General features: G+C 69.0%; 16 protein-coding genes and 1 tRNA gene. 12 read left to right on the top strand and 5 right to left on the bottom strand.

Going from position 1 to position 14,291, the window contains the following annotated elements:
• Positions 1-175 precede the first annotated feature (175 nt).
• The 7 genes from BJF85_RS25230 to BJF85_RS25200 all read left to right on the top strand — a co-directional run bounded on the left by BJF85_RS25230 (position 176) and on the right by BJF85_RS25200 (position 4,602).
• The gene (locus tag BJF85_RS25230) at positions 176-547 is read left to right on the top strand and encodes an SAV_915 family protein (protein WP_083666695.1); all 372 of its coding nucleotides are present in this window, start codon (positions 176-178) and stop codon (positions 545-547) included.
• Positions 544-834, top strand: coding sequence for a hypothetical protein (locus BJF85_RS25225; RefSeq protein WP_075850405.1), 291 nt, complete (start codon positions 544-546; stop codon positions 832-834). The genes BJF85_RS25230 and BJF85_RS25225 overlap by 4 nt, the downstream gene beginning before the upstream one ends.
• A gap of 2 nt (positions 835-836) precedes the next feature.
• Entirely contained in the window at positions 837-2,048 is a 1,212-nt protein-coding gene (locus BJF85_RS25220; RefSeq protein WP_075850404.1) for a WXG100 family type VII secretion target, read from the top strand.
• A 33-nt stretch (positions 2,049-2,081) separates the two neighbouring features.
• Positions 2,082-2,705, top strand: coding sequence for a hypothetical protein (locus BJF85_RS25215; RefSeq protein WP_255375925.1), 624 nt, complete (start codon positions 2,082-2,084; stop codon positions 2,703-2,705).
• A gap of 33 nt (positions 2,706-2,738) precedes the next feature.
• A complete protein-coding gene (locus BJF85_RS25210; RefSeq protein ID WP_255375924.1) occupies positions 2,739-3,344 on the top strand; it encodes a hypothetical protein in 606 nt (201 codons plus the stop codon).
• Positions 3,344-3,970, top strand: a complete 627-nt coding sequence (locus tag BJF85_RS25205) for a hypothetical protein (RefSeq protein WP_255375923.1) — start codon at positions 3,344-3,346, stop codon at positions 3,968-3,970. The genes BJF85_RS25210 and BJF85_RS25205 overlap by 1 nt, the downstream gene beginning before the upstream one ends.
• A 77-nt stretch (positions 3,971-4,047) precedes the next feature.
• Positions 4,048-4,602 carry a hypothetical protein gene (locus tag BJF85_RS25200; protein WP_255375922.1) on the top strand — a complete coding sequence of 185 codons (555 nt, stop codon included), beginning with the start codon at positions 4,048-4,050 and terminating at the stop codon, positions 4,600-4,602.
• Positions 4,603-5,232: 630 nt separating this feature from the next.
• Here BJF85_RS25200 and BJF85_RS25190 read toward each other — a convergent pair.
• On the bottom strand, positions 5,233-5,898 hold the full coding sequence (locus BJF85_RS25190) for a DUF222 domain-containing protein (protein WP_075850401.1): 666 nt from the start codon (positions 5,896-5,898) through the stop codon (positions 5,233-5,235).
• 184 nt (positions 5,899-6,082) lie between these two features.
• Between BJF85_RS25190 and BJF85_RS25185 the strand changes: the two genes are divergently transcribed.
• Positions 6,083-6,484, top strand: a complete 402-nt coding sequence (locus BJF85_RS25185; RefSeq protein ID WP_075850400.1) for a hypothetical protein — start codon at positions 6,083-6,085, stop codon at positions 6,482-6,484.
• A 29-nt stretch (positions 6,485-6,513) separates the two neighbouring features.
• Here the strand turns inward: BJF85_RS25185 and BJF85_RS25180 are convergent, their stop codons facing one another.
• Positions 6,514-6,993, bottom strand: coding sequence for a polyketide cyclase (locus BJF85_RS25180; RefSeq protein WP_255375921.1), 480 nt, complete (start codon positions 6,991-6,993; stop codon positions 6,514-6,516).
• 178 nt (positions 6,994-7,171) lie between these two features.
• Here BJF85_RS25180 and BJF85_RS25175 point away from each other — a divergent pair, with 178 nt between their 5' ends.
• Positions 7,172-7,594 carry a hypothetical protein gene (locus BJF85_RS25175; RefSeq protein WP_075850398.1) on the top strand — a complete coding sequence of 141 codons (423 nt, stop codon included), beginning with the start codon at positions 7,172-7,174 and terminating at the stop codon, positions 7,592-7,594.
• A gap of 153 nt (positions 7,595-7,747) precedes the next feature.
• On the opposite strand, the gene BJF85_RS25170 is transcribed toward BJF85_RS25175, so the two are convergent.
• Positions 7,748-7,821: transfer RNA gene (locus BJF85_RS25170), tRNA-Gly, on the bottom strand.
• A gap of 103 nt (positions 7,822-7,924) precedes the next feature.
• On the opposite strand from BJF85_RS25170, the gene dcd reads away from it, so the two are divergent.
• Complete coding sequence (dcd, locus tag BJF85_RS25165) at positions 7,925-8,506, top strand: dCTP deaminase (RefSeq protein ID WP_075850397.1); 582 nt, start codon at positions 7,925-7,927, stop codon at positions 8,504-8,506.
• Between the two features lie 129 nt (positions 8,507-8,635).
• Positions 8,636-9,436, top strand: coding sequence for a CAP domain-containing protein (locus tag BJF85_RS25160; RefSeq protein ID WP_158057151.1), 801 nt, complete (start codon positions 8,636-8,638; stop codon positions 9,434-9,436).
• A gap of 25 nt (positions 9,437-9,461) precedes the next feature.
• On the opposite strand, the gene BJF85_RS25155 is transcribed toward BJF85_RS25160, so the two are convergent.
• A complete protein-coding gene (locus tag BJF85_RS25155; RefSeq protein ID WP_075850396.1) occupies positions 9,462-11,087 on the bottom strand; it encodes an acyl-CoA dehydrogenase family protein in 1,626 nt (541 codons plus the stop codon).
• Positions 11,088-11,205: 118 nt separating this feature from the next.
• Between BJF85_RS25155 and BJF85_RS25150 the strand changes: the two genes are divergently transcribed.
• Positions 11,206-13,461 (top strand): esterase-like activity of phytase family protein, encoded by a 2,256-nt coding sequence (locus BJF85_RS25150; protein ID WP_075850395.1) that lies wholly within the window; start codon positions 11,206-11,208, stop codon positions 13,459-13,461.
• A 48-nt stretch (positions 13,462-13,509) separates the two neighbouring features.
• On the opposite strand, the gene BJF85_RS30805 is transcribed toward BJF85_RS25150, so the two are convergent.
• Positions 13,510-14,223, bottom strand: a complete 714-nt coding sequence (locus BJF85_RS30805; protein WP_255375920.1) for a DUF742 domain-containing protein — start codon at positions 14,221-14,223, stop codon at positions 13,510-13,512.
• Positions 14,224-14,291: the final 68 nt, after the last annotated feature.

Here is a 14,291-nt window from a genome sequence, read left to right as displayed (position 1 = left end):
GCGCGATGTGCTTGCCGGGCAATGTGTGGCGAACGGTGTTCAATTCGAGTCTCGGTAGTGAATCCGATCCCGGTCATGTGAATTCGTGTTAGCCTCCGATCGCAGGCTGTGAGCGCGCATTTCGGCTGATTTCCGAACATGCGGGTAAATCAGACACGGCGATCTGGAGGGCGACGTGTCAGCTGACCGATATGGGGCTCTTGACGGGGTTTCCGGGACCGTGCCGCCGGCGGTGATCGGCCCCGAGTTCGTGGACGCCGGTTCCGACGAGGTCGAGGATGTGTTCCTGCCGTCCGAGCGGGTGCAGTACGGCGACGAGGAGGCGACCGTCGAGCTGCGGCGGCTCGAGGACGGACGTCTGGTGGTGTTGGCGTACACGTCGTTGGAGAGCCTCGTCGAGGGTTGCGGCGAGGGGCAGCCGTGGCTGTCGGTGCGCAGTGACTATCTGCAGCAGATCGTGGTCGACAGTGGTGCGACCGAGGTGTTGTGGAACGCGGTGCTGCCCGATGACCAGCGGCGGAACGCGGCGGCGGGTGGTGCGTCGTGAGCGGCTACGGCGTCGAGCGGGACGATCTGGGCGGTATCGCGCGGCAGTTGCGCAGCGGTGCGACGTCGTTGGAGGAGGCGGCGGGCGATCCGCCGGGTGCGCCCGAGGCGGGCGAGATCACGGACGTGGTGCAGGGCCTGGTGGGGGCGTTGTCGACGTCGTTGGCGGGTGTGGTCGAGGGCTGCGGCGCCGCCGGTGACGCGGTCGAGTCGGGGCGGCAGGCGTACGAGACGGCAGAGCAGGACAGTCGGCGGGACGTCGCGAACGCCGCCGGTGAGGGGGCGTAGCGATGCCGATCGACACGGAGATCAAGGCCGAGCCGGGCAGTATCCGCCGGGTGGCCGAGTGGTTGTCGCAGCGGTCGGAGAACGGGCACGAGGCCGGTTCGCAGGTGTACGGCGCGCGCGGCGCGTCGGAGGGCACGTGGACGGGCGGCGCGTCGGACGGTTTCCGCGGCACGATGACGCAGTTCGGCAAGCAGATCGACGGTTTGGGCGAGGACCTGGGCGAGACGTCGACGAAACTGGGTTCGCACGCCGACGACGTCCACACGGCGAAGTCGCGCATGGAGCAGGCGTTGGAGATCGCGCGCAAGGGCGGTCTGACGGTCAACGGCCACGTCATCGAGGACCCGGGCCCAGCCCCGGCCGCGCCGGCGGCGTTGCCGACCGACAAGCCGCCCTCGCCGAGGCAGCAGCAGATCCACGACCAGGCCACGGCGGCGCAGTCGGCGCACGAGCAGAAGGTGAAGGCCTACGTCGAGGCCGAGCGCACGGCCACGCCGGCGCGCGAGGCGTTCGTCAAGTCGCAGCAGGCGTTCGTACGATTCGCGAAGGGCTACGCCGAGAAGGCGCCCATCAACATCGCCGACATCTCGACGGGCCTCGCCGGCGCCGTGGCCCAGCGCACCAGCGGCTACCGCGCCGCCGCCCGCGCCATGGACCCCGCCATCGACCGAGCCGCCGCCTACGCCAAGAGCGGCCGCACCAACCCCTACGCCCAGGCCCGCGCCGACGCCCTCGAGATCGAACGTCGCCTCGCCAAGCAAGCCGAGTTGAACAAGGCCACCGCCACCCGGACCGCCCGGATGGTGGATCGGCTGCCGGACTCGGCGAAGCGAGCACTGACGAGGAACTTCGCTTCCTATGACCCGAAAGCGCCACCCGCCAACTCGATGCTGCGAGGCGCAGTCAAGTTGGGCAGCAAACTCCCTGTCGTCGGTGCCGGAATCACCGCACTCGGCGTTGGGTGGGACATCTCAAGCGGCAAGGACGCGGGCACTGCGGTGGCGTCGGGCGCAGCAGCTTCGTCGCCGGTTCCCTTGCGACTGCGGCCGTTGCCAGCGCAGGCGGACCCGTCGGATGGGCTGTGGCTGGTGGCGCCATCGTGTCGGCGGGCGTCGGTTTCGCGGTCGAGGAGTGGGGCGATGACGTGGCCAACGCGGCCGGCGACGCAGCAAACTGGGCAGGTGACAAGCTGTCCGACGGTGCGAAGTCGGTAGGCAACTTCGTCAGCGACCTCTTCTGAGGGAGACATGGATATCCAGCAGCTGCCCCCGATGCCGGACCGCCACACGGGCGAGCCGCGGCCACCTGCTGCGCCACTGGTCAACGAGAACTCGACAAGTGAGATCAACGAGGATTCGCCACGGGAAAAGGCGCCGAGGACGCCGCCCGGCGAGGCCGAGGCCCTTGAGTGGCACTACCCGTCCCGGCTGGGGAGGGTTACTGCCGGTCTGTTCGTTACGGCTGTCGGGCTCGCCATGTATATCTTTCAGGGCGGGTTCAGTTGGATGGGAAACATCTGGCTCTGGCTGTTGTTGGCTCTGCCGCCCTTCGTCTTCTTGTTAGTCGGCCGTCGGGGGAAGGTTTCTGCGGGCGTCGACTGGGTTGCGTACACCGACAAGAAATACGTGAAGACCTATCGCTTGAAACAGGTCACCGTCCATATCGATGGCATCGCGCACATGGTTCAACTGGTCGACGACGAGGGGCGCAGCATGCGCCCCCAGGTCAGTGACTTGCAGGCCAACCACCGTCTCTGGGACCTGGTCTACAACGGGATCCTGCACTCGGTGCATGTGAACGGTGCGGAGACGAACAAGCGGGCCCGCGAGTACCTGCAGCTCGATCACCCGCCGCACCTGCGCGATTGGTAAGCGTGTCCCGTGGACGTCCGCAGGCTCCCACCGATGCCGGACCGCCACACCGGCGAGCCGCGCCCACCGGCGGCGCCGCTGGAGAATTCGAATTCGGCCGGTGTCGGCAACGCTGATTCCAATGCGGCACGAGCTCCTCGAGGTCCGGACGCCGAGGGGCCGCGCCTCGAGTGGTACTACCCGACGAGGTCGGCGAGGGCTTTGGCCGGCGTCATCACCAGCGCGGTGATTCTCCTGATGTACGTCTTCCGCCTGGGGTTCGACTGGGTCGGGAACGTGTGGCTATGGGGACTGCTGATCCTGCGGATCCCGGTGTTCCTCCTGGCCGGCAGAACCGGCGGCGCCTCGGCGGGAGCAACCTGGGTGGCGATCTCCGGCGGAGATTATGTGAAGACCTACGAGCTCGTGAAGGTAACCGTTCATGTGGACGGCTTGGCCCATGCGGTGCAGATGGTGGACTCGTCCGGGCGCAGCGTGCGTTCCCGCATCGGCGTATTGCAGGTCAACCACCGCCTCTGGGACCTGGTCTACAACGCGATTCTGCACTCGGTGCATGTCAACGGCGCGGAGACGAACAAGCGCGCTCGGAAGTACCTGCAGTTGGACGACCCACCGCATCTCTACGGCTGGGGAGCGTGATGGACATCCAACAGCTCCCGCCGATGCCGGACCGCCACACCGGCGAGCCGCGACCGCCGAAGGCTCCGTCCGATCAAATGGACCGTGACGAGCCGGTGCGCCACAACTCTGGTGTGCACAAGGCGATTCCGGCTCCGGATGGCGAGGGGCCGTTGTTGGAGTGGTCTGCTCCGACGAAGGGCGTGCGGGTCCTGGCGGGTGTCGTGATGTCGGTGATCTGCCTTGTTGTTGCGACGTTTCACTACGGTGGCGTCGGGTGGGTTGCGACGTGGTGGATGTGGCTGTTGATTCTGCCGTGGCCGTTTCTGTTCATTTTCGTTGGCCGTGAGCAGAGGGTCTCGGCCGGCGCCGATTGGGTGGTGATCTCGACTGGCGACTACGTGAAGATGTACGAGCTGGTGAAGGTCACGGTGCACATCGACGGTATGGCGCACACGGTGCGGATGCTGGATTCGGCCGGCCGTAGTGCGCGGGTCCGTATCGGCGTGCTGGAGATCAATCACCGTCTCTGGGACCTGGCCTACAACGGCATCCTGCACTCGGTGCATGTGAACGCCGCCGAGACAAACAAGCGCGCTCGCGAGTACCTGCTGTTGGACCGTCCGCTCCACCTGCGTGAGTGGTGATCGGGATGGACATCCGGAACCTCCCACCCATGCCCGACCCCGATACGGGAGAGCCGCGTCCTCCGAGCGCTCCACTGGTGAACGAGAACTCGACGAGCGAGACCAGCGAGGAGTCGCCGTCGGGGAAGGCGCCGCGGACGCCGCCTGGCGAGGCGGATGTCCTGGAGTGGCACTACCCGTCGCGGATCTCGCGGGTTGTTGCCGGGTTGACGTGCTCCGTCTTGGTCCTCGCGGTCTACATCGTCAGGCTGGGGTTCGATTGGATCGACAATGTCTGGCTCTGGATCCTCGTCGTCGGTCCGCCGTTCCTCTTCATGTGGATCGGCCGTCGCAGCAAGCTGTCGGCGGGAGCTGATTGGTTGGCGGACTCCGATAAGCGGTACGTCAAGACGTATCGCTTGAAGCGAGTCACCGTCCATATCGACGGCGTTGCGTACATGGTGCACCTGGTTGACGACGAGGGTCGCGGAGTCCGGCCGCACGTCAGCGACCTCCAGATGAACCACCGGCTCTGGGATCTCGTTTACAACGGCATCCTGCACTCGGTGCATGTCAACGGGGCCGAGATGAACAAGCGGGCACGGGAGTATCTGCGGCTGGATGATCCGCCACATTTGCGTGGGGTGTGGTGATCCGCAGTGACGAACCGCGTTCGGTCGACTGTGCTCGGTGGCGTCAGAACGGTGGTGGATCCTCGTCGGGCGGGGTGCCGGACGCGTCGCCGGTCGGTGAGTCGGGTGTCTCGCCGGGATTCGACGATTTCGGGTTGAGGACGGGTTCGCGTTTGCCGTCGTAGGTGACGCCGAACGGTGTGGTGACCGACGAGGTGCCGTGGACCGGGTCGTAGTGGTTGATCCAGCCGGGCGCGTTCTTCATGAGGTGGTGCTTGCGGCAGCGGGGGCCGGCGTTGTCGATCGACGTCGGACCTTGGTCCTTGACCCATTCCTGCTGGTGGTCGATGTCGCAGTGTCGCGCCGGGCGCCGGCACCACGGGACCACGCACATCCGGTCGCGCACCTGGACGAGCTTGCGGATCGTCGCATTTGGACGATACGACGAGCGGCCCAGGTCGACCGGGCTGCCCGTCGCCGGGTCGCAGATCACCTTCCGCCAGATGCTGCGGGGATTCGTCATGATCTCGCGCGCCAACGGACCCGGAATCGGGCCGATGCCGTCGATCTCGGCGCCCGTCTCGCTGATCGACAGGGCGGTGTCGATGGGCATGTGGAGGTACACCATCACGGCCGGTTCCGGCCGGTCGATCATGGGTTCGTTGCCGAGTAACACGTTGGCGAACACGTCGGCGCGGCACTGGTCGAGGGTGCGGTCGTCGAACGCTCGGTGCAGCCGGTGGGCCGTGACGTCGATACGCGTGTAGATCGCCTGTGCCACCTCCGACGCAGTTCGGCCGACAGGCGGGACATGGCGTTGGGCCAGTGGTCGAGGACGACCTTGCGGGCGTCGCGCGCCATGCGGGCCGCGGATTCCACGGCGCCCGGGTCGATGTCCTGGACGAGTTTCGAGGCGTGCCAGGCCATGTTGCGCGGCTGCCACGCCGACATCTTCATCGTCGCCAACTTGTCCAACAGCAGCTGATCGACCACGCGCGCGTCGTCGTCGGACACCGGGGCGACCACGTTGAGGACACGCTCGGCGCCGTAGCGGTCGACCTGTCCGTCGCGCATCGCATCCAACAGACGCGGCATCCGGTGCGTCAACGCCAACGCCGTGTGAATGCGATTCAGCACCTCGTGCGGCGTCAACCGCAACTCGGGCGCCAAGGCCTCCGCACGCTGGCGGCGTTCCTCCGAATCCGACGTCGAACCGTCGTCCAGGGATACAAGGAACTCCACCTCCCGCGCATCAGCTCGAGCGCGCAGGGCAAGAACCTCGCGCGCCTCATCGATAACCTGCTCGACCGTTTTCACGGGACCAATGTTACCGAAGATATGAGCGAAATGACTCACTCGAAAGTGTGGCTACCGATGGGTCACCCAGGCGTTTACCGTGGGCACGGGCGAACGTCTGCGGGTGGTGGGCGTCGGAGGGGGTCGGCGGGTATGTTCGCGGCGGGCCGGCAATCGACGAGCTGATGCGGAAAGGCGGCGTCCGATGACCGAGGACAGCGCCGAATCGCCCAACAGCGCCAATTCCGACCAGGCCGACAGCGCCGAATCGCCCGACAGCGTCGAGCCCGGGTTCGTCGTGACGAACGAGCCGGATGTCGATACCGAGACGATCGTCGCGATGATGCGGAAAGCGGGCCGGGCGTGGGGTGTGCGTCCGCATCCGGACCGCGTGGAGCGGCTGCGGGCGCACCTCGACGAGCTGCGCGGCGGGTGGCCCGACGACCTGTACCGGCGGTACGAGCGGTCCGCGATCATGCAACTGCAGGTCGAGGCCATCACGGCCTACGTCGCCGCCGCCGGCTCGGGCGACCTGCACATCCTCACCGAGGACGGCGTCACCACCGCAGGCTGGGACGACCCGCCCGGCCGGCCCGGCACCCGCTGACGACGCCCCGGCACCGGACGCCAACGTGCTCAGGAACGGTGCTGTTCGGCGAGTTGCTTGAAGTTGAGGAGTTGCCGTCGCGCCATGACCAGATCGCCGACGGACAGCCCGGCGCCGATCACCCGGTTGACCTGCATGACGATCTTCAGCAGCAGGCGCGTGCTGTCGGCGCCCTGCGGCACGAGGACGTAGGACAGGTACGCGCCCATGATCGTGGCCGTCAGGTGCTTGCCGGGTTCGACCGACACGATCCGCCCCGCCTGCAGCCCGCCGGCCTTGGTGAAACCGTCCCCGACGCGGGGCTCGGGCAGGTCGACCAGCTCGCGCGGCGAACGGCGGCCGAGGTTGTCGATCCAGTCGTACGAGTACGGCGCCAGCCGGACCTGCGTCACCCACGGCCACACCTCGTCGGCCGGCGCGGCGACCGTCACGCCCCGCCACGCCTGCATCGCGGAGGCGGTCACGAACTCGTCGCACGGGTAGGCGCGCGCGACCTCGTCGTCGCTCACGCCCCATCGCCGGCCGATCATGCGCCCAGTCTCCACCGCGGACCGGCCCGGGTCGACCGGTTAACGGCGAGGGCACGCAGATCATCGATCTGCTCGTGCGGCTCGAAGCGGCAGTCAAAGGCTGACCGGAAGGATCAAGGACGACCATGAACGGAAACGGGGACGGCAGGCAAGCCTGATGAGCAAGGTGCCCTGGGCGATGCGCGTGGTCGGCGCCCTTCTCATCCTGCTCGTCGTGGGCGCTGCGGGCTACGCCCGCTTCGCAGGCGACGAGGTCGAGGACTCCGGGCTCCCGTTGCAGTCGGGCACGACCTACTACCTGGTGGTGACATCCGGAGGTGTCGCGCACTGCGACCTGGGTGGGCGACAGTTCGACATCCCGCCGCGCGGCGCGCGGGAGCTTCTCGACGGCGAGAGAGTCGAACCGGCCGTCGATGCGCAACTGACCTGCGAGGGCGGCGACGTCATGGTGACCAGCGGTCCCGCCCTGGTCGCCTACCCGGTGGCCGAGTACGACTTCCTCCCGATCATCGTCGGAGGTGCTCTGATCGCCACCGCGCAGTTCGTGCGCCCGCCCCGGCGCAAGAACGAAACGAGCTGAAGGGCCCGCCCTCCGCGGCTGTGCACGGGGCAAGGACCGACGACGATGACGAGTCAGCCGAGGGCACGCTAATGGCACGCCAATGGCACGAGGCCCCGACATGACGAAGGCCCAGGTCCGAAGTGGATGGCTTCTGACCTGGGCCTTCGTGCTTGGAGCGGATGACGGGAATCGAACCCGCGTTCTCAGCTTGGGAAGCTGATGTTCTACCATTGAACTACATCCGCCTGGTGACGTCCGATCTTACAACGATCGTCCGGGTCGACGTCCACTCCCCCTCGGGTCGGCCGGACGTGCATGGGCGGCGGATCGCCCGGCTAGGGTGGGCCCGTGCTGCTCAGTGACCGCGACCTCCGCAACGAGCTCGACGCCGGCCGGCTGCAGATCGAGCCGTCCGGCCCGCAGATGCTCCAGCCGTCGAGCGTCGACGTGCGTCTCGACCGGTTCTTCCGCGTCTTCGACAACACCAAGTACACGCACATCGACCCGTCGTTGCAGCAGGACGAGCTGACCTCGCTCGTCGAGAAGACCGACGGCGAGGCGTTCGTGCTGCACCCCGGCGAGTTCGTCCTCGGCTCCACCTTCGAGCTGTTCACCCTGCCCGACGACCTCGCCGGACGTCTCGAGGGCAAATCGTCGCTCGGCCGCCTCGGCCTGCTCACCCACTCGACGGCAGGCTTCATCGACCCCGGCTTCAGCGGGCACATCACGCTCGAACTGTCGAACGTCGCCAACCTGCCCATCACCCTGTGGCCCGGCATGAAGATCGGCCAGCTGTGCCTGTTCCGCCTCACCAGCTCCGCACAGCACCCCTACGGCTCCAACGAGGCCGGCTCCAAGTACCAGGGCCAGCGCGGACCCACCCCGAGCAGGGCATACCGCAACTTCGACCGCGTCGACACCGCCCGCTGAGAACCGGCCGCGTACCCGTCGGCGGGCTCGACACCGGCTGCTGACATCTCGTGACCGGGTGTGTCGACTGTCTGATCCCGCTCACATAACGGTCCAGTAACTCACTCGTTGGTGGTAGCTTGCCCGGTCGTGGCTACCCCGATCACCCGTACGCGCGGCGCGCTCCTCCTGGTGGGCGTGCTCGTCGGCGTCGTGATCGCCCTGGGCAGCCACCTCTTCTGGGGCGAATCCGACCCCGATGCGCCGTCCTCGGCGGCCGGCCCCGGCACGTCGCTCGAACGCGACGACACCGCTGCCCCGACCGGCACCCCCGGCGAACCGGACACCGAACCGGCCGACCCGCCCGGCCCGGCCACGTCGTCCGTGTCGACGCCCGGCGGCGAACCGACCACCACACCCGTCACGTCCGACTCGCCCGACACGTCGGACGCCGAGCCGACGACCACCGGCGAGCGCCCAGAGCCCACGTCGCCGTCGCCGACGTCCGGATCCACGTCGCCCACCGGCGAGCCGACCACCGGCACCGTGACGTCCACCAGCCCGAGCGAACCCGACGAGGACCCCCTCACCGAACTGCTCCGCCACGTCAACGACGAACGCGTCGCCGCCGGCTGCGAGCCCGCCACCACCGACGACGCCCTGTCCAGTGCGGGGCAGGCCCACAGTGACGACATGTCCGAGAACCGCAGGCTCTCGCACGAATCGTCCGACGGCACCACCTTCGAGGAACGCGTCGAATCGTTCGGCTACGACGACCCCGCCGCCGAGAACCTCGCCATGGGCGTCACGTCGCCGCGCGCCGTCGTCGACAACTGGATGGCCCAGCCCGCGCACAACGCCAACATCACCGACTGCGCCGTCACCGCCATCGCGCCGGCCTCAACACCGACGGCTGGTACTGGACCCTCGACCTCGGCTACTGAGGCCTGAGCGGACCAGGCCTGATCGACAACCGTTACCCGACCTCGGTGCGGGCGAGGATGCGGCCGGTGTCGACGCCGGTGGGGAGGGTGCCGAAGGCGACGCCCCAGTCGCCGGACAGGCGGGACGCGCAGAACGCATCGGCGACCGCCTCGTCGCCGTACCGCACGAGCAGCGAGCCCTGGAACACCAGCGCGATCCGCTCGACGATCCGCCGCGCGCGGTACTCCACATCGGACAGGTCGGCGAGTTCCTTGCGCAGACCGGCGATCGCGTCGTCGAGCCGTCCGTCCACACCGGACGAGGCGTCGAGTTCGGCGAACAGCGCGTCCACCGAGTCGGGCTGCTTGGCCATGGCGCGCAGCGTGTCCAGCGCCGCGACGTTGCCCGAGCCCTCCCAGATCGACGACAACGGCGACTCGCGGAACAGCCGCGGCATTCCCGACTCCTCCACGTAACCGTTGCCGCCCAGGCATTCCAGCGCCTCGGCCGCGTGCGCGGGCGCGCGTTTGCACACCCAGTACTTCGACACCGCCAGCGCCAACCGGCGCAGTGCCGCCTCGCTCTCGTCGGAGGGCGCGCGGTCGGTGGCGCCCGCGATCCGCATCGCGGCCAGCGTCGCCGCCTCGGACTCGACCGTCAGGTCCGCCAGCACGTTCGCCATCGCCGGCGCGTCGATCAGGCGCGAGCCGAACGTCGACCGGTGCCGCGCGTGGTGCGCCGCCCGCATCGCGCCGTAGCGCATGCCGGCCGCACCGCCGATCGTGCAGTCCAGGCGCGTGTTCGACACCATCTCGATGATCGTGCGGACCCCGCGGCCCTCCTCGCCGACCAGCCAGCCGATCGCGCCCTCGTACTCGATCTCGGCGGACGCGTTCGACGTGTTGCCCAGCTTGTCCTTCAGGCGCTGCAACCGGATCGCGTTGCGCGAACCGTCCGGCAGCACCCGCGACACCAGGAAGCACGACAGTCCGCCCGGTGCCTGCGCGAGCGTGAGGAACACGTCCGACATCGGCGCCGACGTGAACCACTTGTGCCCCGTCAGCGCGTAGCTGCCGTCGCCCGCGGGCTCGGCCGTCGTCGTGTTGGCGCGGACGTCCGAACCGCCCTGCTTCTCCGTCATCGACATGCCCGCGATGAGCCCGCTCTTCGTCGTGGGCACCCGCAGGCCGAAGTCGTAGCTGGTGGCCGCCAGCAGCGGTTCGTACACCGCGGCCAGTTCCGGGTTGTGCCGCAACGTGGGGATCGCCGAGTACGTCATCGAGATCGGGCACGTGTGGCCCGCCTCGTTCTGGCTCCACACGTAGAACTTCGCCGCGCGCGCCACGTGCGCGCCCGCGCGCGGATCCCGCCACGGTGCGGCGTGCAGCCCGTGCGAGACGGCCACGTCCATCAGGTCGTGCCAGTGCGGGTGGAACTCGACCTCGTCGATGCGGTGCCCGACGCGGTCGTGCGTGCGCAGCACGGGTTTGTTCTCGTTGGCGAGCCTGCCCCACTCCTGCACGCGTTCGGTGCCCGCGAGTCTGCCCAGTTCGTGCACCTCGTCGGCGGCCCAGCCCGCGCCCTCCCGCTCCAACGCGGAGAGCAACGTCGGGTCGTCTGCGACGTCGTGCCCGGTCAGCGGCGGTACCTGGTTCGTCACGTCATGAGTAGCTGGCATCGCAGGCAGGGAACCACCGTTCGGTTCGTGAGGCAAGGTCGGTTCCGCACACTCCGGGTTCGCGCGGTCTTCTTGTCCTGTTCAGCCTGGACACATCCACGCGGGCTAGAAAGCACCGATGCGAAAGTGCAACCGAATCCTCGCCGGCGCCGCGGCCGTGGCCCTCACGGTGACCCTGACTCCGGCCGCCACGGCGAACCCCGGCAGCACGAACACCGGCAGCACGAACACCGCGGCCCCCACGAGCGCCGATCCCGATTTCGCGTTGCCGTCCGGGGAGCACTTCGTGCGCACGTCGACGATGCCGGTGCACCACAACTCCTCGCCCGACGAGGAGACCGCGGCCGAGATCTCCGCGGTCACGCCGGACGGCCGGACGGTCGTCCACACCGACTCGCCCGCCGAGCGCATCGGCTTCTCGACCCTCGCCGGACGAGACTCGCTCGAGCCCGCGGGCACCCTGGACATGCCGGGTGAGCCCACGTCGGTCGACATCGTCGGCGACCTGGCGCTCGTCGCGGTGAACACGTCGGAGAGCTACACCGACCCGTCCGGCGAGCTGGTCGTCGTCGACCTCGCCGACCGCGCGATCGTCGCCTCCCACGACCTCGGCGGCCAGCCCGACTCGATCGACATCTCGCCCGACGGCCGGCACGCCGCGGTCGCCATCGAGAACGAACGCGACGAGGACGTCGACGACGGTGCGCTCCCGCAGCTGCCCGCCGGGTTCCTCGCGATCGTCGACCTCGACGGCGCGCCCGACGCCTGGCAGGTGCGCACGACGGAACTGATCGGCCTCGCCGACGTCGCCCCCGAGGACCCGGAACCCGAGTACGTCTCGATCAACGACCGCGGCCAGGTCGCCGTGACGTTGCAGGAGAACAACCACATCGTCGTCGTCGACGTGGCGAGCGGCGAGGTGCGCAACCACTTCAGTGCCGGCACGGCGACGGTCGAGGACGTCGACACCACCGAGAACAACCGCATCGAACGCGACGGCTCGGTCACCGCGCCGCGTGAGCCGGACTCGGTCGGCTGGCTCGACGACGACACCCTCGCGACCGCCGACGAGGGCGACTACCAGGGCGGCACCCGCACGTGGACGGCGTTCGACGCCGCCACCGGCGACGTCGTGTACAGCTCCGGCAACGAGCTCGAGGAACTCGCGATCCGCCACGGCCAGTACCCCGAGCACCGCGCCGAGGCCAAGGGCGTCGAACCGGAGGGCCTGGCCGTCGCGACGTACGGCAAGCACCGCTACGCCTTCGTCGCCCTCGAACGCGCCAACCTCGTCGCCGTGTACAACGTGGACGATCCGCGCGACCCGCAGCTCGTGCAGGGCCTGCCGACCGACGTCGCGCCCGAGGGCGTGCTGCCCGTGCCGCAGCGCAACGCGCTCGTCGTGTCCGCCGAGGAGGACGACGCCGAGGCTGGGGTGCGCTCGTCGCTGAGCCGCTACCAGCTGACGCGCACCCCACTGGCCGTGTCGCTGCGCAAGAACGAGGGCGCGCCGTCGATCGTGGCGGACAGCGGGATCGGATTCGGTGGCCTGTCGGGACTGTCCGGCGTTCCCGGCTCGCCCGGTGAGGTCGTCGCGATCCACGACAACGCCTACGAGCCCAGCCGCGTGCTCACCGTCGACACTGCCTCGCACCCGGCGCGCGTCACCGACGAACTCGTGTTGACGCGCGACGGCGACGAGGCCGCCTACGACCTCGAGGGCATCGCCGCGCGCGACGACGGCGGCTACTGGGTCGTCGCCGAGGGCGAACCCGCCGACGACCTGCCCAACCTGCTCATCGACGTCGGCCCCGACGGCCAGGTGCGCGAGGAGATCGCCCTGCCCGACGCGATCGCCGAGGGCGCCACCCGCTTCGGCTTCGAGGGCGTGGCCGTCGACGGCGAGCACGTGTGGGTCGCCGTCCAGCGCGAATGGGCCGACAACGAACCGGGTCAGAGCACGCTCGCCCGCTACACCCCCGCGACCGGGCAGTGGGCGTTCGCGGCGTACCCGCTCGACACCCCGCCCGAGGGCGGCTGGATGGGCGTGTCAGAGCTGACCGCGCTCGGCGACGGGCGGATGCTCGTGTTGGAACGCGACAACCAGCGCGGCGAGGACGCCGAGACGAAGAAGGTCTACGAGATCGACGTCTCGACCGTCGAACCGGTCGGTGTGGGCGAGCGCAAGCCCGTTGTCGACAAGTCGCTCAACCAGGACCTGATTCCCGCGCTCGAGGCGGGCGGCGGCATCGTGCACGACAAACCCGAGGGCCTGGCCGTGACCGCCGACGGCAAGCTCGTCGGCGCGGTCGACAACGACGGCGTCGACGAAGCGCCCGGCGAGTCCGTGCTGCTGCGCCTCGGCAAGCCGTAAGGGCGGCTACTCGGATCCGGTCACTGGGGTCCGGTCACTCGGATCCGGTCACGACAGTCGGTGCAGGCCGGCGAGGACGCGCTGCATGAGGTTGAAGTCGGGGCGTCCGTCGTCGGTCTGCATGGTGTCGACGTGGATGTGCACCAGGTCGGAGTCGGCGAGGTCGGTCAGCAGCACCCGCGCGACGCCGAGTGGCACCGACATCAGCGCCGCCACCTCGGCCACCGACCGCGGCTCGCCGCAGATCCGGCGCACCGCCTGGTGGTCGGAGTTGCCCTGCTCCCGGGACCACGGGCCGCGCGGGTTGACCGTGATCATCGTTTCGATCGCCAGGTCGTCGCGCGCCTCCGTGCGCCCGCGCGTGATCACGTAGGGCCGCACGCGGAGCCGGTTCTCCTCGTCCGCGTCGTAGGCCGTGTAGTCGGCGTAGTCCTCGTGGTCCTCGAGCGACGGCGGCACCGTGCTGCGCGCCGGTTCCTCGAGTGCCCGGCGTGCGGGCTGCTCCGGCTCGGTGGACCCCGCTCGGGTGCCGGGCTCGCCGGGCTCGGGTGTCGGTTCGGAGGGCGGTTCGGGAGTCGGTTCGTCGGCGTAGCGCTCGAGGTCGGCGGCCGAGGGGAAACGGGCGCTGCCCCGGCCGGTCCGGGACTTCTTCTGCGAGCCGGCCGAGTCGCCGTCGGCGCTGCCGGCCCTGCCCTGTTGCTTGGACTCCTTCGCGGCGGCCTTCTGCGCGGCCTTGCGTTCGGCCTTCTCGATGCGCTCCAACGCTTGGCCGAGGGGAAACGGGCGCCGACCGGGATGACTGGTCGGGCGCCGACGTCGCCGACGTCTCA

The sequence above is a fragment of the Saccharomonospora sp. CUA-673 genome, from assembly GCF_001942305.1.
In the GTDB taxonomy this organism is placed as follows: Bacteria; Actinomycetota; Actinomycetes; order Mycobacteriales; family Pseudonocardiaceae; genus Prauserella.
The sequence above is the reverse complement of the archived record's forward strand: the minus strand, read 5'-3'. Positions and strand labels throughout refer to the sequence as shown.